The organism is Janthinobacterium goodfellowi (assembly GCF_051380695.1).
Taxonomy (GTDB): Bacteria; Pseudomonadota; Gammaproteobacteria; order Burkholderiales; family Burkholderiaceae_D; genus Janthinobacterium.
The window spans coordinates 402,173-421,284 of record NZ_JBNYXN010000004.1 but is presented as its reverse complement, the minus strand read 5'-3'; the positions used below and the strand labels follow the sequence as shown (position 1 = coordinate 421,284).

Genomic DNA, 19,112 nt, shown 5'->3' with positions numbered 1-19,112 from the left:
GACTAAGAGTGTAATGCGCAGGCACGGTCAAGGCCATACGTCAAAGGAACTAGGGTTGTCTAGGCCGGAACGCCATGCAGATCAAACAATCGCGCATTCCTTGTGGCTTTTTGGAAGGGTATTTGCGCTTTGCTTGATCTTTATTTGCTTAACTCACGCTCGACGGCGTAGACGGCGATCTGCACGCGGCTGCTGAGCTTAAGCTTTTTCAGGATGTTTTGCACGTGAATCTTGACCGTGCTTTCCGCCACGTCCAGCTGGCGCGCGATTTCCTTGTTGCTCAGCCCTTGCGCCAGGCAGGCCATGGCTTCGCGTTCGCGCGGCGTCAGTTTGTCATAGTCTTCCTGCGGCGCGTTCTGCCCCGCGCGGAACTGCGACACGAGCTTGGCCGTCATGGCGTCGGCAATCACGGATTCGCCGGCGGCGGCGCGGCAGATGGCCTGGCCCAGCTGCTCGGCTTCGATATTTTTCAGCAAATAGCCGCGCGCGCCCGCGCGCAGGGCCGCGCCCAGGTCGGCCGCGTTTTCCGACACGGTCAGCATCAACACGACCATCTGCGGCATATCCTGCAGGATCAGCTGCAGCGCCTCGACGCCCGTCACGCCGGGCATGTTCAAGTCCATCAGCACCACGTCGGGCTGCAGTTCCGCCGCCAGGCGCACGCCGTCGAGCCCGTTCGATGCCTCGCCCACCACCTGGAATTGAGGATTGCGCTGCAGCAGCAGCTTGACGCCGCTGCGCAGCAGGGTGTGGTCGTCGACCAGCAGGATTTTGATTGGTGCGTTCACTATGTTTGTTGCCTGATAAGGATGATTCATCTGTTACGCGGCCTGGCGCCGGGCTGCCGGCAAGGCCAGCGAGATCGTCGTGCCGCCGCCGGGCGTGCTGTCGATGGCAAATTGCGCACCGAGCCGCTCGGCCCGCTCCTGCATGATACGCAAGCCGATCTGCAATTCCGTTTTCTTGTCGCGCAGGTTGGCGGCAAAGCCTTCGCCATCGTCGCGCACCTGCAGCGCGAAATCGCGCCCGTTTTCCACGCGCAGCGCCACGTTGCTCGCTTGCGCGTGCTTGCGGATATTCGACAGCGCTTCCTGCACGATGAACAGGATCTGCAACTGCTGCTCGGGCGCCAGCGGCGCGCCGTTGCCGCTCATCTCGAGCGTGCCGGCGACGCCCGTCTGCAGTTCGAACTTGGCCAGCACTTCCGACAGCTTGCTTTCCAGGTCGCTGCCATGCCAGCGCGTGCGGAAATTGACGAGCAATTCGCGCACGTCCTGGTAGCTTTGTTCGACGCCCATGCGCATCAGCGGCAACACTTCGGCCGCTTCGTCGAGCTGGCCCCGGCGCACGGAATCGTCGAGCATCTGCACTTGCAGGCTGATGAAGTTCAGGCTTTGCGCGATACTGTCGTGCAAGCCTTCGGCCAGCAGGCTGCGTTCGCGCGCCACGGCAAATTCCTTTTCGCGCGCGATCAGGCGCTGGTTTTCGATGGCGATGCCCAGGCTCTGGCCCAGCGTTTCCAGCCAGCCCTGCTGCTGCGCATGCACGGCTTGCGGGCGCGCAAAGTGCAGCGAAAAACTGCCCACCACCTGTTCGCGCGCGAGGATGGGAAAGACGGCGATGGCGATAAAGCCTTCGTCCTGGCAACGGTAGCGCTGCAGCGCATCGACCTGGCGGAAATCGCGGATCTGGATCACGCCCTGCGCCACGGCCGCGCCGCACAGGCAATCGTTGTTGCGGATGCAGTGTTCCTCTTCCACCATGGCGTCCGAAATGCCTTCGTGCACGATGATGTGCACGGTGTCGTGCTGCGGATCGAGAATGCGCACGGTGCCGCCTTCGGCTTGCGCGAACTGCATCACATGGCGCAGGAAGCCGCGGCACAGGGCATCGATGGCGTGCTGTCCCGCCAGCAAGGTGGAAATGTCATGCAGGGTGGCCAGCTGGCGCTCCTGCGCGGCGCTCAGGCCCGATGCGGCTTGCGCCAGGCGGCGCTGGCGCCAGCGCGACGCTGGAAGTTGTTTGCGGGAAGGTTGACTGCGCGGCGCATGCATGAAAAACTCGAATCTGAAAAGTGGTGCGCCCGGCAAGCGCTGCGGCCTGCCGGACTGGTGAAGGTTACAAATGGATCTCGGTACCGAGCAGCTTGACGAACTGCGCCAGCCAGGCCGGATGCGCGGGCCAGGCGGGCGCCGTGACGAACTGGCCATCGGTGACGGCGTCCGTGACGGCGATGTCGGCATACGTGCCGCCCGCCAGTTTCACTTCCGGCGCGCAGGCGGGATAGGCGGAAATGCGCTTGCCGCGGATGACGTCGGCGGCGGCCAGCAATTGCGCGCCGTGGCAGACGGCCGCGACAGGCTTGCCCGCTTCGGCGAAATGGCGCACGGCGGCGATGACTTTCTCGTTCAGGCGCAGGTATTCGGGCGCGCGGCCGCCGGCGATCATCACGGCGTCGTAGTGGGCCGGGTCGATCTCGTCGAAGCTGGCGTTCAGGGTGAACAAGTGGCCCGGCTTTTCCGTGTAAGTCTGGTCGCCCTCGAAATCGTGGATGGCCGTCTTGATCGTCTCGCCGCTCTTCTTGCCTGGGCAGACGGCATGCACGGTATGGCCCAGCATCAGCAGGGCCTGGAACGGCACCATCGTTTCATAATCTTCTGCAAAATCGCCGGTCAAAAACAGAATTTTCTTCGCTGCCATTTAGTTCTCCTATGAAAGATTGATCCCACAAGACGTATCTTAGCGCGACTTGGCAGCCATACTGGATATTTATCAAACTTTTGCGCCTTGATCGAGGATTTTACAGGCTGAGGCAGAATTATTTGCAGGCTCGCCGGTCAAATCAGGGACACCTCCTTGAAAGGCCGGGCCATGGACAGCAGCAGAAGCATAAACAGCGGCGGCAGCACGCTGATACGTATCTTCGACCATTTCCCCGATGCCGAGCAAGCCCGCACCCGGCTGCTGGCCGAAGGTTTTCCTCCTCACGCCGTGCAGCTGGATGCGGGCGACGACGAGGCCGGCCCAGTGCAGGGCAATTTTACGGTCGGCAACCGCGACACCATCACCAGCCGGCTGGAACGCGCGATCAATGCCCTGTTCGGCGGCGACAACCATATGTACCGGCGCAACTACGGCAAGACGGCGTTTCGCGGCATGGTGCGCCTGGTGGTGGCCACGCGCCACGCCGATGAGCAGGAGCGCGCGCACGCCATCCTGCAAGCGTGCGGCGGCAGCGATATCGAACAGCGCACGGCCCGCTGCGGCCACGACCGGCACGGCGGCGTGGCAGCCCTGTCGCGCTAGCCGGCGTGCCCGCCAAGGAGAGCAAGCATGGACGTCACGTGGGTGGTGGTGGCCGACAGCAGCCGGGCGCGGCTGTTTGCACTGGGGCAGCAAAACCAGCTGGGCGAGTTGCAAGACTTTGTCAATCCGGCGGGCCGCGAAAACGAGAACGCCTTGAACAGCGATGCCGGCGGACGCTTCGGCAACGGCATGCGTGCCGGTACGCAAGCGGGCACGCAGGCGCATACGACGGAGCCGCAGGTGACGCCCGTCGAGCATGCGAACGAACAGTTTGCCCGGCATATCGCGCAAGTGCTGCAGCAGGGCCTGCAGCAACGGCGCTACAGCAGGCTGTGCCTGGTCGCCGCGCCCAAATTCCTGGGGCAGTTGCGTCAAAGCCTGGACGCCCAGGTGGAAAAGCGGCTCAGCCATGCCCTGGCCAGGGATGTCGCCAGCATGAACGTGCCGCGCCTGGAAGCCTACCTGCAGCAAGCGCTGGACAGGAGCGGCGGCGCCGGCTGAATGGCAGGTAGCCCATCGCAGTCCGCAAGCGGGCACAATCTGTGGCAAGATCTGCGTTCTTTCTTTCAAAACCGGAACTTGCCATGATTTTTGAAATTGCCCATATCCAGATCAAATCGGCCACGCATGAGGCCTTCGAAGCGGCCGTAGCGAAGGCCGTCCCCCTGTTCCAGCGCGCGCGCGGCTGCGAATCGATGCGCCTGGAGCGCTCGATCGAAAACGGCGACGCCTACCGCCTGGTGGTCGGCTGGACGACCCTGGAAGACCATACCGTGCATTTCCGCGGCAGCGACGATTTCCAGGCATGGCGCGGCCTGGTGGGCGAATTCTTTGCCGCCCCGCCCCAGGTGGAACACATGAACACGGTGGTGACGGGGTTTTAAGTCGGGGTTCACACTGCACGCCGTCTGCCCGCCGAGCTTGTCGGCGGGCTTGGCCGCGCAGTTGTCCGATTACGCGCGGCTTTGCCGCGCCTCGGCGGCCCCGCTAATCCGACCTACGCCACGCATAGACGCCTGGGCGCAGCTTAGACGGCAGGATGGTGGAAAACTTGGCGCAAATACGCGAGGAAGGTTTCATCCTTGCACAGGGTCTTGCCCGGCGAATCCGACAGTTTCGCCACGGACTGGCCATTGCAGCGCACCAGTTTCATGACGATATTGAGCGGCGTCAAACCGACGTCGTTCGTGAGATTGGTGCCGATGCCAAAGCCCGTCATGATGCGGTCGGCGAAGTGCTGGTACAGGGCAAACGCCTTGTCCAGGTCCAGGCCGTCGGAAAACACGAGGCGCTTGGTGTTGGCGTCGATGCGCAGGGCCGCATAGTGGGCCAGCGCCTTCTCGCCCCATTCGACGGGGTCGCCGGAATCGTGGCGCAAGCCGTCGAACAGCTTGGCGAAATACAGGTCGAAGTCGGCCAAAAAGGCATCCATGCCGACCACGTCCGTCAAGGCGATACCCAGGTCGCCCCGGTATTCCTGCACCCAGTCTTCCAGAGCCGCCTTCTGAAAGTCGCGCAGGCGTACGCCGAAGGACTGGAACGACTGCATGTATTTATGTAGGATGGAACTGTTCATTACTTTTTATCAGCTTTACGGCGTGTTTACGTTTGACCTCTCCTCTGTAGCCATCTTCGCTTATACGTTTGACCTCTGGACGGAGTATAAGCAAAGCGTCATCTATTCTCACGATGAAAATTTGTTCATTTAACTTCTGATTCATTGCGGAAACCTCTTTCCGGCACTACACTGTGTTCATTACGTCATTGAAAAAATTGCATGACTATCAGTGTTCACAAAGCTGTACTGTTACCAAAAGACAGCCCTTGGTTTTCTCATGCACTTCCAGAAGATTTTCCGTTCCTAGTCATCGATGAGCAATCGAAAATCATTGAGCCGGCTCTGCTGTACCTCATACATACCCAACTCAAACGTGGCCCGCGTCATTGGAAGAAACACACGGCTGACGCCATGGCATACGACCTTAGAGACTGGTTCGACTACCTAGCCCACTGCCAGTGGGTCAACCCTGTCACCAAGAAGCTTGAGGTCGGCAAGCCCTGGGACGTAGCCGCTGAATCAGATTACATTGCTTGGCGGGACACAATGCAGGAAGTCATCAGTCCGCAGACAAACAGACATCTATCCAGCAGCACAATCGCCAGACGTCAGGTCTATGTAGAGCGCTTCTATGCATATGCCCAGGAGAAGGGCTGGTACGACGGCGAATTTGTTATTTCCAAAATAAGGAAGGGGCGCCTCTCTCACGACATAAATCAAGGCGGATTTGACCCTGAAAGCAACTCCGCGGAGGCGGAAGTCGTCGTCTCTGAATACAGAGAACGGATGGAGTACCGGGAGCCAATTCGACCGTTATCGGATGCCGAGTGGCACCGCATACAACTGAAACTCGGTCCGCTGCCGAGCGAACGTGAATTCGACCTCAGACCAAGCAGGGACAGGATTGTGTCCGAACTCGCAATCGGGACTGGAATGCGCGTCGACGAAATTACTTCGCTTACTGAGTTTCAACTGCGTGACCTGCATCAAGCATGGTTAGTAGCCGATGAGGAACAGCGCAACAAGGGCTTTTTCGCGCTCTACATCGTTAAAACTAAGCGCCTCAAACCCCGCGATGTTCTCGTGCCTGGTTACATTATCCCTGAATTGATGGTTTATCTGGACAACGAGCGCGAAGCCTCAATTATAAGAGGCACGACACGTGCTAATGCGAAAGGTCAGAAATACAATCGCCCGATAAGCCTGTTCGTTAATCTCAGTGATTCTGCGGAGCATTCAGGTAATGCAGTAAGTGCAACGTCATTGTCATATCAATTCAAAAAAGCATGCTTGGACGCAAAAATTACGCATTCGGTTGAGAAAATTGATATTGAAACGAGCGAGAGATACAGAGTAAATTTATCAAAACATCACTTTCATGACCTTCGGCATACCTTTGCTGTCTGGACTTATCACGATTTAAAATCCAAGGGTGAAACTGAGCCGTGGAAAGAGATTCAGGTCCATCTCGGCCACGCCAACTTAAAAGTAACAATGGATACTTATCTCAAAGTTGTCGACGTTGACCGCCGTAATGCCGGACGTGTTCAATATAATTTCAAGAGAACGATGGGGCAGCCTGATGCGTAAGCAAAAAAAACCGAGCGCATATACGCAAAAGCGAGCCGGCTCAAATATTGCGGACTTCGTTGCGGAGAAAATTGCTAAGTCTTACCGTGTCGAACATCATGAAGAGCCATCGGGGCCAACTCTCAAATTAGTCGTCCCCTTTAAACCAGCACCCGGTGGCGAAAAATCAATTGACATTAGCTTCCTGCTGGATTTCCCAATGTTGTGGGAGCCTTTTTCCCAGGCGCTTGCGTTACCAGCTCGACTTGTTGCCAGTCCCTTTGTAACGGTCAACGGGAAAGTCCGCAACTTGAAGAATGGCCTCGTCAAGTATCTCCGGGTGGCAGCGCCTGATGCCGGCCTCGGAGACATCACCACGGACGTTTTTGAGAGGTTCATTATCTGGCTCCGACGCACTGAGAACGGAGCAGCGAAGTATAAAAAAATGTCGAAGCAGCATTTCGAAATGACTGCGTCCGCAGTCATGCGCTACCTGCAGAAGTCTGACGGATGGAAGGAGCAGCTTTCTCCTGAGCTCAACATTAGGAAAAACTATTGGAGTGGCACTCCGGACGACCGCACTCATGTAAAAATCATCCCGGAAGAGAATTACCGCGATATTTACGTTGCCTGCAAGAAAGAGATTGCAGCTACGATGACAAAGGTACGCCATCAACGAGCCCTTATGCAAGCTCAACTTGACAATCCTATAGCTTTGCAAGGGGATATCTTCCCGGGTGATGCATATCATCCATGCGGGAGGTTTAACAATTCAATTTGGAAAACAAACCCTTATAAAGACCTAGGGCTTTGTTTAGCAGCTCTCCGACATCGCGTACCTGGCGTTATTCTTAGTATTACCAGACTTAAAAAAATGCAGGACAAAATGTTGCTGCGGGTCGTCGAAGGCACTCAACCATTTGGAAGTATACCGCAACTCCATTACTGTTTCTATCCATACGCGCGAGAGCTCGTCCCCTTTGGGCTAATGCTTGCAATTCATCTTGACTACAATCCTGAGACGCTACTACAGAGCCTCTTACATGATTACGTCATTCGCAAAAATGAGATTGGGAACATCGAGTTAGTCGCTTCGCCTGCAAACATAAATCGCGAGAAGAAAGAAGCACTGGACGCGTCTGGGGAGCGCGAACCGGCCGAGCTCGAAATTCTTGCTCGGGCAAAGAAGGGGCGGTCAAATAATGCTGCACAGTCGCAAATTAGACCAGCTACGGACGACCCAGACAATCCGGCGAGTATCGTTCAATTCCTGAAGGAGTGGACTTCGTTCTCACGTCCATTGGTCCCTCCGGCAGAGAGGGAACGTCTATTCATTTTTGCTACTGAACAAGGAGACCGTATTTTTAAGTCCTTTGTCGGAACATCCACTGCAACTAGCGATAACACATGGCGAAATAGCCTTAAGCGGTTCTATGACGACCACGGCCTGCCCCAGACGGCTCTCAATCGGTTTCGACCAACTGGACTTGATTTCACAGATGTGTTGTTCGGTGGTGATATCAGAGCCAAGCAAGCCGCAGCGAACCACGCATCGCCTGAGACAACGTACCGTCTCTACAGCACAGACGCCCAAAAGCAACGTGGGGATGAGTTCCTTGGCCAGGTTGGCCTGCTCCGCCGGAGGTGGCGTGAAAGCCGCGGGAAGGCCGACCCGCGGAACAAGCCTAATGGCTCCGATGTTGGGGCGGCTACGCCTGGGTGGACTTGCGTCGACCCGTTTAGCGGCCCGTACACCCCGAACAAGCTTTGCAACAGCTACGGTTCGTGTCCAGGCTGCCCGCACGGCTCCATTGCTCTCGACGACCCCTATGCTCTTGCGCAGGCATGGAACCTACTTTACGCGATTGACGAAGCAGCGGTCGAGATTGCGCCCGATGCATGGCTTACCAGATGGGCTCCGATAAAGGAGAAACTCTTGAAGATTTGGCTGCCGAGCTTTCCTGACTTGATACAAGAGCAAGCAAAGCGCATCAAGCTCGCTAAATTACCACCACTAGAGTGACAAGAACATGACTGATTCACGCAGAAAAATACGTTACCCCACTCTCGCGAAAGGCGCGTTGCCCATCGCAGATGTCAATGTCGGCGACAAAGTAATTTGGGTCTCGAGCGTCAGTCGATGGAGCGACAGGAAATGGGTATTCGATGGGAAGTTGGTCGGCGCAGGTACAAACACCGTTACCTGCATCTGGGACTTCAAGCTTCATGATGGCACTTCGCTTTTTGACCCGCAGCATTCGCGCCTGCTTAATGAGGCCAGGCACTTCTTTTGGAGTCTCTACTCAGCGCGACGTGTAGGTAGGCAGCTAAAGTCAGGCGGCGCCGGGAGCATCTTTTCTGGCTTACGACGCCTGTTGAAATGGATGGTCGAACACGACTACTCTGGATTCGACGAATTGAACAATCGTGCCTCGGCCAGATTCTGCGACTGGCTTGTCGATTTCTATGCGATGAAGGCTGATGAGAACGATTTTACCGACGACAGCGGCCGCCTCGACGACGACACAGAACTTGACGAGTTGGACCAGGCTGATGCCGCAGTCAAGGGCAACGACTCCAGTGAGTTTCTAAGTGACGATGGCGAGGCAGTAGACCCGGAAGACATCGGCGGAGTTACCCCTGGAACTTTCAGTCGCTCGCTTTCGGTTTGGTGCTACCTGTGGGAACAACGGTTTGCAATGTCTAAACTCGGGATTGGGGCGATGCGGGAAGCACCTTTTTTTGGACGCTCTGTTAACAAGGTCAGCAATGAACTATCTACGAAACTTCCGGTCCGCATCCCCGCCCTTCCGGACGCTGTCGCTATCTCTTTGATGAACGCGGCGCATGAATTCATCGCGATGACGGCTAACGATTTGATTGAGCTTGTGAACGGCTTGTATCAGATTCGCGGCACAACCCCTGAAGACAAGCCAGATGCTCCGCCGGATACCCCAGAAGTTAGCGCTTTTCTTCGTAATTTTCGGTTCTCGGCTGTTGAAGGCGGGTTGCCCTGGCATGACCCGCTTGGTTCGAGAGGCAGCTCGGCGTTTGCCGAGTTAAGACGTCTTGTTGATGAGTTGGTCGATGCGTGCGTGTTAACTGCACAGGGCGAAACCGGCATGCGCATCGGCGAACTTAGCGCTCTTCTCGGGGGCATGAACGAGCAAACTGGGCTGCCATCGTGCGTTACGGTTCGTCCATCAAAAACGGGGATGCTGGACCTGTACTACTTGAATTCGAAGCTTACAAAACTGCGTCCTGCACCGGTCAACGAAGAATGGCTGCTTGCTGCTGCTCCCCGTGGTACGACGGAACTGCCCGACGCAGTACGGGCAGTTGTGGTTCTTGAGCAGCTACTTGCGCCTCTTAGGGCATTAGCAGACCCACAGATAGGGCAATACCTCATCGTCACAATTGGAGTGCCTTCCGGTTTTCCAATTAGTCGCTCGGGCGTTACTGAGCCTAATAACCATTTACTTCGTTTAGGGCAGAAAGATTTTGCGCGGTCATTCGTCGACTGGCACGAAATCCCAATGACCGAAGAAACGCATCCGTACAAAAAAAGCCGAGGGAAATGCATCCGCACTCACCAATGGCGTAAAACGTACGCTCAGTACGTATTTCAGGTCAACAAACGCATGCTACCTGCCATCGCAAGGCAGTTCAAGCACCTGGCGCTGGCAATGACTGAAGGTGCTTACGTTGGGACGAGTGCAAGCCTAATCACCGGTGTGGCCGAGTTCAATCGTAACCTCACATCAGACTTTTTCTTGTCTAGGGTGCGAGGTACTTCTTCGAAGCAAGAGGGACGGCTGGCGAAGCTAATGGAGCAGTACCTGCCTGAGCTGCGGAAAATTGTCGAAGGCATGGACGACAATGAGGCTCGAGGAGCAATCGATGCATGGTGCCGAAATCGTGACATGAAGATTTTCTTCCATGGCTACGGCCAATGCATTCCTGCCATTGCCCCCTTACAGGCTGAGTGCCACAAGCGTGCTCAGACGGTCCATTGGGCAAACAAAGCCCCAAACTTCGCGCACCGTGAGCCATCAATTTGCACTGGCTGCTACCTTTTCTTAGCTGGCGAACAGAACATCGACCACTGGACGAAGCGTTACGTTGACAATAAGGTCATCTGGTTGAAGGCGAATGCTGTAGGGAGAGGCAATGAATTTCGAGTTGCAAAAATTCGGGCAGACCAGGCAAAGAGCTACCTCTTAAGCCTCGGCGCTACGCTCCCAGAACTGGAGACGACCGATGAGGGGTAAGCGGAAGGACTTGCCTGTTACACGCGAGGGTATGGAGCGACACCTGCTCGACGCTTGGGCTAGAGTTAAAGAAGGTCGCCCAGAGAATCCTAAGTTAGCTGTGTTGGCAAAACAAGGAAAGTTGAAGGCGAATCCTACAACGGTGTCTATAGAGGCAGGGGTCTCACGTACGTTGATTGGCTATGATAAATGTCGCTATCCAAATGTGCGTCAAGCGATTTGTGAAAAAGACGCTGCCGCTGACCAGCTACCTGTACGCGTGCCTACCGACATGCGTGCAATCAACGAGGACTTGAAGCAAATCAACCGTACCCTAGAGCAGCGCCTCAAGGTCTCCCTATCCGAGCAGGCAGCGATGCTAAAACGCATGCAGAAACTCGAGACAGAGTACCGCGACAAGGCGGAAGAAATCAATCGAATCAATAGGCGTGCGGACCGTAATCCCAACGAGGTTGTCGGCCTCCATGTGGTGAGGACTGTCGACAAGCCGTAGAAGGCCCGGCGATTGTCAAAAAAGTGACGGCCCCACGTTCACCGCGATAGCTAAGCCCCGAGCTCGTCCCATGCCCATACTGCGGGACGTTTAGCACTCGCGAACACCTTGGTTTTCACCATCTCAAAGAACACGGCGTCCGACTGTTTTTTTGGGTCATAGGCCCCATAGTCGCGGCCCACTTGGAGAATGGTTCGCTGGGGCGCTTCGAGGCCTTGTTCACGACAAGTACCGCAGGAAGAAATATGTATCGGTCGTAGATGTTGGTAAAAATTTGACCCAATATTTCTCCTGTAAGCCCACGGTGATGCGAGTTCCGCCAGTTCAGACCAATGTCGTTCATGAAGGCACCGTACTCAGAAGTCTCGCCGGACTTGGCCATTGCGTGTATTCATCGCCGCCTTCTAGGCCGACAACTCAACGCTGGAGTATCATGGCGAGAGGCTAATATCGATGCAAAAGGCACTATGAATATTGAACTCGGCAATGAGCCGCAAGACGAATCGGAAGCGGCACTCTTTGCTGCGCTGCCATTAGATTTCCCACGTCCAAGCAACCTAGGCGCCGTTTCAGGCGCCCAGCCTAAATTCTCCATGAATCGGTACCAAGGCCGGTTCTACAGCCCTGGCTGCTCGCCGCCGGAACTACTCGAGCGCTGGAACAACTGCGAAGACCTCGCACAACAGTTGTCCGTAACGTCCCTTGAGTCCAAGGCCGGGAAACGCTCGCACATGTCTGAGACTGAGATTCTCGACCAATATTTGCCGCGCCTGATTGCAACGGGCTGGGTATCCGAACAAGAGGCCAGGTGGGTAATGCGCCGAACCGCCGAACTGGTCGGATGGCAGGTTCCTCCATCTGCGTCGCCCTGATTTGCTTCGCAACAGGAGCACATGGCGATGTTAATGCGCCCACATCCTTACCAAGCCACCGCGAGCTAAACAAAAGCCGCCCTCGGGCGGCTTTTGTTAATCCTCTCCTAGGCTCCGGTAGCCATCGTCTTCGGCGTTGCCGTCTCGTTCTGCCACTTTTCGAAGACTTTTTTGAAAGCACGCGCCATCGGTGCTTCTTCAAAGTGGTACATCGACGGCGCAAACTCCTTGAAATAGCGCTCACGCAGGTCGTCCCAGCTCTGGACGTCGAGAGGCAGATGCTCACAGGCGATTGCGTCTTCAATGACATGCCGGCGGTCGCTGCTGACGCCCTTAAGCAGTCGGCTCTTATTTTCAATCAGCCAGCGCTTAAACGACGTCGACCACGTCCGCAACATCTCCTCGTGCGTGCTAGTACGGCGGAAGAAGATGAGAGTCGTTGCATGGGCTGCGTACCAGCTCCAGTCCGCTAGCTCAGCGTACTGCCACCCCACACGCTCAGCCAAAGCTTGGGCCTTCGGCAGCTCTGGAATGCGGAACGAACCCGTGTACGGCATCGAAACGAGCGCCGTACTGTATTCCACGTACTTACCGTTGGACAGCGGGAGTCGCTCGTAGAAACGGACTTGATGGTCGCTACCAGGAAAGTAGAGGCTTGAGTTGTTCGTATTGACGGCACCGCCCCATCCTGGTTTGCAAGCCAGGTGGTCAATGCCTGCACCGAAGCGTTTCACCAGTCGCTTGTCCTCCTCGTTCGGTTCGACAAAACCAACGCCGAAGGTCTTCGCGAACAATGTGGCGCATTTGCGGCGCAATGCATGAATTGCGGGGTAGCGCCCTTCTGGACGCTCTTCGAGGGTCAATAGACGGGCAATCAGGTCCTTGAATTCATCAGGGACCCCGGTGCCACCGAGCCAGACAGAACTAAAGGAGAATGGCTGGATGCTGGGGTAACCCAGTTCATGTAGGCGCTGAACGAACGGTTTGTCATCCAGGAAAACAATAGGCACTGACGTTGTTTCCTGGGTATAAGCGAGTAGCGCTGCGTGCGTGCGAAAGCCCGTTGTAGCGGCAATAGCTTCGCTCAGGTGGGCCGATTTGACAGAGGGGAAGCGGTCCCGCAGGGCTTTCTTGAGCGAAAACACGGATGTCGAGGACAAGGCAAAGTTAGCCATGGTGAAATTCCAATCATTTTAAACATGAGGTCGTGTGTCTCCCGATTACGCACTGTGACCAAAATGATGGAACGCAGGTGCTGCATGTGTTGCAAGTCTGCTTTAACCCGGGAGCAGGTTAGGCCCAGACGCCTTGACATATAGTAACACCGCAGCATGCGGGCATGTCAAGGATTGAATCCTCGGTTTTCTGGCTTATCGGGTTGACCTGAAAGGGGGGAAAAGCGGCGCCTTAGGCTTACCCACCGAGGTAGGTGAAAGAATTGATTGCGACTCGCACGACTGTTCTTGCGTCAAATCCGAACCTTTCTGAACGACGCGGAAAACATCACCACCCTTGACGTTGCCGCCGGCGGTGCTAACGCAGCGGTCTAAATGTACCCTGCGGCCCGTACCTCACCACGACGTTTTTAATTGCATTGTAGATAACCACCAGTCAGGCGCCGGTAGCCCTTAAGTCGGGAATGCGGGACGACGCCCGCCGTCCCGCATTACAGGCCCAATCTCAGAACTGGTTTTCATCTTCGAACACGGGCGGTGGCTCCCCGCGTTCGGCGCGATGTTTGGTGACCAAACGCCGAAAGGTAGCCTCCATCTCTTCGGCCCGCTTCACTTCGCGTTCGTACTCGGCTCTTGAACCGGGCCGCCGGCCGAACTGGTCTTGAAAGTGATATGAGCCATCTTTGAATCGAACAATGGTGTGGCCAACCTGCTTGCTAACCTTGTGCTTCGGCGGAAGCAAGAACTTGCCCAGCTGGTGCCAGGCGGTCGTCTTCAGGTGACGCTCCGGGAACAGGTCATCTTCGGTTCGGCCCGCAATGTAACGGTGAGCTCGTGCCTTGATGATGTAATTCACTTCGTGGACTTGCTGCTCCGTGAGCGTCCGTGTTCGAATGCACTCGTCGTATCGTACCATCGGAGTACCCGGGTCAAAGTACCTCGAATTGGTGCGAGGCTTGCGCGCCTTCCGCGGCCCAGGCGAATTCGCAAATTCGGCATGGGTCAGGATATAGAGCCGCTCGCGGTCGAACGGAAATATGGTCTGCGTTCCTTGCCAGTGTAGGTGAGGGTCCTGGCCTGGCGGGATGTCGGGGTCCCTCGGGAAGACATACCGATTGAAGAGGGTCACAGGATGGTCCGAAAAGATGAATCCAGCCGACCCTTTCGGTGCCCGAGCAATTTCCAGGCACCCCTCGGCCCACATAACGCAGTGCATGCGGCGCAACTCCTGCATCGCGACCATGAGGTCCAGTTGAGTCCGTTTCCGCGTAAACTCCTGCACAAAGCGCAGCCCCTTGGGCGTTCGCAATCGGAGAGCGTCCATGAACTCATAAACGTGCCAATACGTCTCGTGAACGGTGTCATAGTCCTCGGCTAGCCATGCATCGATTGCCCGCTTGCCCATGGTATCGATGGTTCCGAATAACTGCCTTTCGATGACATCGTCAGTACGGCCCAGCCATCGAATGGTGTAGAGGTCCTTCTCCCAGAAAAATGCATCGGGTCCCTTATCCAAAATGCTGCGCCCTTGCCCTCGTACCTTGCCACTGGCGTCTTTGAACACTTCGGGGCGCATATCGAGAATCTTGAAGCTCGTCTGCCCAGAAGCCAAAAAGCCCCGCTGGTACCAGATGGGAATGAAGTGGTGCCTATAGGATTGTTGTGTCATCAGAACGCTTGGCTGGCATGAACTAAAAGTTAACAATTTCCTATTGTTATACCTGCGCCTCCGCCAAGCGTCAAGGTTCAGGTAGAGCGCGATGCTCCTTGCTTCTGCCCTTTGCCAAGCAAGCACTTCCGCGTGACTTTCAGCGGGGTCGGGTAATGTTCGAATAGCAAGCCCCGCAACCTTCAGTGTAGACTGCATGCAAAACATCTCACAGGGGACGAGCATGGCGTCTGAATACCTGAGCTACGTGAAACAAGACGAAGAGCTCTATCGAGTCGTCGAACAGGCGCTGCCGGGTTTGGAGACTCTTAACGTGCAACAAGTGGAATCCTTCATTTTCTATTTGAAGTCCCTCCACGGTTACAACCCGGCCAGCGAGAACCACGTCGCCTACTACGACCGCTTCAGCAAGCAACTTGAGGAACTCCGCAATAGCGAATCTCAAGAGGCATTGCAAACCAAGGCCACACGGTTGATGTTGTTGGCGATGGTCGCCGGCGGTGTCGGCGGAATCGTTCTTGCAGTGGGGGCGGTAATTATGCTGGGTGGCGCTGCGGGTTGGGGGACGACACTTATCATCGCAGCCTTGGGACTCTTCGTGCTGACTGAAGTCCGATTCGGCAAGCCCGCCCTGGAAGCCGCCAAGGACCAGGACCGGCGGTACTTCTTGGAATCGCTCCGCGCGGCGCGCGCCTGCAATGAATTAGACTGGGCAGGTCTGTTCAGCTACAACGGTGTTACCCAACCAGGTCCACAAAGTGACGCTGATATCGAACAAACGGGAATACGAATAGCAGAGTTGACCCACCAACTTCGCACCGCACTCTATAACGATGAGTATATGCAGTATTCGCATCCCACGGAACGATAGTCTGAACCTTGGGGTAGCTTACGGACCATAAGAGCACAATGGTTTCGCGCTTGTGTGAGAACCGTGTGTCTGCGCTGCAGCCAAAACTTCTATTTAGTGGTCAAAAATGCATAAGAAAACGATTGTTTGGGATGTAGCAAGAACCTTAGCAAAGCTGGAAGAACTGGTTGAACCTGGTGTCATCGGGTTCTATCACAGTGTCGAAATCACCGAGGTCATTGGGGTTCAAGGCAAGGTGGTCACGAACTTTCTGACACTTGCGGTTGCAGAACCTCTAGAGTCCTCATCAGAGGATGATGGAAAACCGGTTTTTCTAAATAAGAAGCGGCCTAGGCTACTCGGGACAGATTTCAAAATCGGTATAGTCCGGTACCGTCTCTCGCTCAGAACTTTCTTAGAGAAAATAGCTGAATTTGGGAGCAGTGGACAGTGGAGGCCAAACGGAGCTCCAATTCAAACTGGCACCCTCATAGCAGTGCCTCCGCAATTTGTACCTTCCGATGGGAACGACCATCACCCGTGGAACGGCGTTCTTAAGAACAACTTCTTCGAAGGTGCCCATGTACTAGAGCTTTTCGATACCACCAAGACGCACTTGCGGTTCCTCTTCGAGGATTCGCGTAAGCTGACCAACCTTGCGCAGATTGTTAATAATTACTTGCCGATGAAGGTAGATGGGATATCGGACCGCTTAGGCAATATCATCATCCAGCTGCCTGTGACGGTTGTGTCTACAGCAGTACTATGCTTACCCGAAGCTGACCATTCAGTGACGGTTACCTGGCACCCTGACGTTCCCCCTCGCGGCGTGCGAATTTCGGCTGAGATTTGGCAGGACTCCACCGTTACTAGCTTCGATTCAGCTGTAGCCGACGCCGGCATTGCGAAACTTCAGCTTAACTCTCCAAACGGTGGGGCACGCACCCTTGTTTGGGATGAAAAGAGGCACATCCTCCTGAGCGCTACGCCTCCACTGGACTTCATGACTAGCTTCTCCCTTTCTATGTCGGTGGTCCCTTTTGGAACCGAGCCAGGTTATCGAAAGTTCCTTCTTGCGGACTCGACGGGCAAAGAACGCATGCAGTTACTTGAACTCATACCGCCCGCTGAACCAACGCAAATCATCGGGAATGTAGTTGATGCCCCCCGGGAACCGTGGGTTTCACAACGAGTCTTTGGTGAGTCAGTAACCAGCCTCAAAGCGCGAAAAGAGTTTGTTCAATACGGCATCGACGAAGCAACTAAGCAGCACACCACAAAAAAAGATGGCCTACCGAAAGAGTACTCCAAAGGCGAGGATATGAAACTGGAGGGGATATCGCGAAAGTACGTGAAAAGGCTGACAGCACTTGAGGACCTTTGGTGGCTCATGAAAGAACACGGTACAGAAGGTGTCTGGCTATGGGACCCTTTCTTAAATGCAGAGGATGTTTTGCATACTTTGTTCTTCTGCCCTCACAATAAAGTACCGCTTCGAGCATTAACTGCCGGCAAGGCTGCCCCGGAATTTACGCAGCAGTTGAATATAGCAAATTGCTCGTCCGAGCAGGCGCGTCAACGACTGGCGCGCGAACGGGCTAGACAAGAAAGGCAAGAACAAGCTGCCCAGTTAGAAGCAGCAAAGGGGAACTGTCATGGACTGCAACTTGAGTTTCGCATACGAGAGGGCGGCGCGGGATGGGGATTCCATGACCGATTCATTATCTTTCCAAGAGCGCAAGGTAGCGCTCTAGCATGGTCGCTCGGCACGTCGATAAATAGCTTCGGCGATGAACACCACATCCTCCAGAAGGTTTCACATGGAGAACCTATAGCACAAGCCTTCCAGGACCTATGGGGGCAACTCGAAGGAGCAGATTATCTAATATGGAAGACATCGACAAACGAGGAAGAGAAGCAATGATGGGTGATTCGTTAGACCTTGCCGTGAACAATACTGTTGAAATACCTACCGCTGCCGCAAGAATGTTAGCGTGCATACCGGAACTCTACGCACAGTCGAAGCCAATCAACACCGTGCAACTACTTGATGAGCTTCATGAAGCTTTTTGGTGGGGGACGGAACTCGGAAGCCCTGAGGAGGAATTACAAACTTGGCAGCGGCTTCGTGCTCGGGGTTGGGCGCTGGAGGCGCTCCGAGCCCTAACACCGGAGCCCCCTTATGGGTTGTACCGCCTGGAGATTGTTCTCACGACGTTATTGATACTATCTGATACCGACAGAGAGGCAATGGCGGCTGTACCGCCGGAGACGGCATGCCCTCCACTTATAGAAGGTCTGGTAACGCTTTTGAAAGCTATGAAAACTAGGACCCAAAGTCGTCGTGGCCATTTCAGCGACCTACAGCAGGAAGAAACCTTGGCTGCGGGCAGTCTTGTTGACTACCGCCAGCTTGGGAGGCTAATTCGCAATTCTCATACGGAACTACCGCCCGCTGTCCACTTGGCAGTATTGCTCCTCAAGAGATTTACACCCGAAAAGCTCGCCGGTCATATAGAAGATAGGCAAGACATCTTCTTCTCAGATGCTGTCCGAAAAGCACTCGCCGGAGACGCCCCAAAGTTTGCTCTACTGGTCAACGATGTCCCCTTCAAGTTCGTTTGCGCATCCATGCTGAGAGATATCCAGGTTTCGAATGCAGCAGAAGGCTCTGTGGATACAATCCGTGAGCTTCTGCTTCAAGTAGCTCAGACTGACCATTGGCAGAAATGGTTGCTTGACTTCGCTCAATATCCGCATCCAGATACAGTTGCTGAACAAGCACTTTCCGAGGCTTTATTGTATTTGACACCGGCTCACTGGTCTGCTTTTGTGAACGCTGTCGAGCTTTGGACCTACGCAGGGACGGCACGGCCGGTAGCAAACATCCTCGCCCCCTTCCTACATGCCATGGGAAACGAAAAGTCCGCAGACATGTGGCGATTCGCGTTCGAGCGGTGGAGCAAATGGGACTACGACAGTAGCGATAGTACCAAGCACTTGGTTGCACCTTCCACATGCTCCTTTGATTTTCCAGTGGCTGTGTATTATTCACTGCAACCTTTGGATGACACCCTAGCTGAAGAGGCGAGGCTCCTAGAATGCATTGCGACTGTTGAGCAGAAATGGTTTACCGACTTTTCTGAGCTTGTGAGCTACCGCAATCGTCTCTCCTCTCGGTTACGTTTGGTTCAGCATGGCCTCACCCTTCGCAAGTCATCGCCAAGACGTGCGAGCTGGCTACCACCTCCTGTCAAACCAGATAGCGATTTTGCAAAAGTTCGCTACCGATTTTACGACACAAGCTCCCGAGGAGGATAAAAAGAGGCGCTGTCGCGAGCCGTGACCG

At 55.2% G+C, this 19,112-nt stretch carries 16 protein-coding genes and 1 pseudogene; 11 read left to right on the top strand and 6 right to left on the bottom strand.

The window, feature by feature from the left end; translation table 11 throughout:
• Positions 1 to 140: 140 nt before the first annotated feature.
• The 3 genes from ACQ4WQ_RS17835 to ACQ4WQ_RS17825 form a co-directional block, all read right to left on the bottom strand.
• The gene (locus ACQ4WQ_RS17835) at positions 141 to 818 is read right to left on the bottom strand and encodes a response regulator (RefSeq protein WP_436498859.1); all 678 of its coding nucleotides are present in this window, start codon (positions 816 to 818) and stop codon (positions 141 to 143) included.
• Between the two features lie 3 nt (positions 819 to 821).
• Positions 822 to 2,054, bottom strand: coding sequence for a GAF domain-containing sensor histidine kinase (locus ACQ4WQ_RS17830; protein ID WP_436498857.1), 1,233 nt, complete (start codon positions 2,052 to 2,054; stop codon positions 822 to 824).
• 64 nt (positions 2,055 to 2,118) lie between these two features.
• Entirely contained in the window at positions 2,119 to 2,700 is a 582-nt protein-coding gene (locus ACQ4WQ_RS17825; RefSeq protein ID WP_287777691.1) for a DJ-1/PfpI family protein, read from the bottom strand.
• A 171-nt stretch (positions 2,701 to 2,871) separates the two neighbouring features.
• Between ACQ4WQ_RS17825 and ACQ4WQ_RS17820 the strand changes: the two genes are divergently transcribed.
• The 3 genes from ACQ4WQ_RS17820 (at position 2,872) to ACQ4WQ_RS17810 (ending at position 4,190) form a co-directional block, all read left to right on the top strand.
• Positions 2,872 to 3,306: a hypothetical protein gene (locus ACQ4WQ_RS17820; protein ID WP_326458072.1), complete on the top strand. Its 435-nt coding sequence runs from the start codon at positions 2,872 to 2,874 to the stop codon at positions 3,304 to 3,306.
• Positions 3,307 to 3,333: 27 nt separating this feature from the next.
• A complete protein-coding gene (locus ACQ4WQ_RS17815; protein WP_436498854.1) occupies positions 3,334 to 3,807 on the top strand; it encodes a host attachment protein in 474 nt (157 codons plus the stop codon).
• Between the two features lie 83 nt (positions 3,808 to 3,890).
• A complete protein-coding gene (locus ACQ4WQ_RS17810; protein WP_070221804.1) occupies positions 3,891 to 4,190 on the top strand; it encodes an antibiotic biosynthesis monooxygenase family protein in 300 nt (99 codons plus the stop codon).
• A 143-nt stretch (positions 4,191 to 4,333) separates the two neighbouring features.
• Here ACQ4WQ_RS17810 and ACQ4WQ_RS17805 read toward each other — a convergent pair.
• Positions 4,334 to 4,864: pseudogene (locus ACQ4WQ_RS17805) on the bottom strand (beta/alpha barrel domain-containing protein); the annotation flags it as partial.
• A gap of 219 nt (positions 4,865 to 5,083) precedes the next feature.
• Between ACQ4WQ_RS17805 and ACQ4WQ_RS17800 the strand changes: the two are divergent.
• From ACQ4WQ_RS17800 to ACQ4WQ_RS17780, 5 genes are all read left to right on the top strand, one after another.
• Positions 5,084 to 6,454 (top strand): tyrosine-type recombinase/integrase, encoded by a 1,371-nt coding sequence (locus ACQ4WQ_RS17800; protein ID WP_436498851.1) that lies wholly within the window; start codon positions 5,084 to 5,086, stop codon positions 6,452 to 6,454.
• Positions 6,447 to 8,456 (top strand): hypothetical protein, encoded by a 2,010-nt coding sequence (locus ACQ4WQ_RS17795; protein ID WP_436498849.1) that lies wholly within the window; start codon positions 6,447 to 6,449, stop codon positions 8,454 to 8,456. Before ACQ4WQ_RS17800 ends, ACQ4WQ_RS17795 begins: the two co-directional genes overlap by 8 nt.
• Positions 8,457 to 8,463: 7 nt before the next feature.
• Complete coding sequence (locus ACQ4WQ_RS17790; protein WP_436498847.1) at positions 8,464 to 10,704, top strand: hypothetical protein; 2,241 nt, start codon at positions 8,464 to 8,466, stop codon at positions 10,702 to 10,704.
• A 31-nt stretch (positions 10,705 to 10,735) separates the two neighbouring features.
• Complete coding sequence (locus ACQ4WQ_RS17785; protein WP_436498845.1) at positions 10,736 to 11,197, top strand: hypothetical protein; 462 nt, start codon at positions 10,736 to 10,738, stop codon at positions 11,195 to 11,197.
• 467 nt (positions 11,198 to 11,664) lie between these two features.
• Positions 11,665 to 12,069, top strand: a complete 405-nt coding sequence (locus tag ACQ4WQ_RS17780) for a hypothetical protein (protein WP_436498843.1) — start codon at positions 11,665 to 11,667, stop codon at positions 12,067 to 12,069.
• A 107-nt stretch (positions 12,070 to 12,176) separates the two neighbouring features.
• Here ACQ4WQ_RS17780 and ACQ4WQ_RS17775 read toward each other — a convergent pair whose 3' ends face one another.
• Positions 12,177 to 13,244 carry a hypothetical protein gene (locus ACQ4WQ_RS17775; RefSeq protein WP_436498841.1) on the bottom strand — a complete coding sequence of 356 codons (1,068 nt, stop codon included), beginning with the start codon at positions 13,242 to 13,244 and terminating at the stop codon, positions 12,177 to 12,179.
• Between the two features lie 505 nt (positions 13,245 to 13,749).
• Entirely contained in the window at positions 13,750 to 14,913 is a 1,164-nt protein-coding gene (locus tag ACQ4WQ_RS17770; RefSeq protein ID WP_436498839.1) for a DUF4238 domain-containing protein, read from the bottom strand.
• A 196-nt stretch (positions 14,914 to 15,109) separates the two neighbouring features.
• Between ACQ4WQ_RS17770 and ACQ4WQ_RS17765 the strand changes: the two genes are divergently transcribed.
• The 3 genes from ACQ4WQ_RS17765 to ACQ4WQ_RS17755 all read left to right on the top strand — a co-directional run bounded on the left by ACQ4WQ_RS17765 (position 15,110) and on the right by ACQ4WQ_RS17755 (position 19,084).
• The gene (locus ACQ4WQ_RS17765) at positions 15,110 to 15,784 is read left to right on the top strand and encodes a hypothetical protein (RefSeq protein WP_436498837.1); all 675 of its coding nucleotides are present in this window, start codon (positions 15,110 to 15,112) and stop codon (positions 15,782 to 15,784) included.
• 106 nt (positions 15,785 to 15,890) lie between these two features.
• Positions 15,891 to 17,687, top strand: a complete 1,797-nt coding sequence (locus ACQ4WQ_RS17760) for a VPA1262 family N-terminal domain-containing protein (RefSeq protein ID WP_436498835.1) — start codon at positions 15,891 to 15,893, stop codon at positions 17,685 to 17,687.
• Positions 17,651 to 19,084, top strand: a complete 1,434-nt coding sequence (locus ACQ4WQ_RS17755) for a hypothetical protein (protein WP_436498833.1) — start codon at positions 17,651 to 17,653, stop codon at positions 19,082 to 19,084. Before ACQ4WQ_RS17760 ends, ACQ4WQ_RS17755 begins: the two co-directional genes overlap by 37 nt.
• Positions 19,085 to 19,112: the final 28 nt, after the last annotated feature.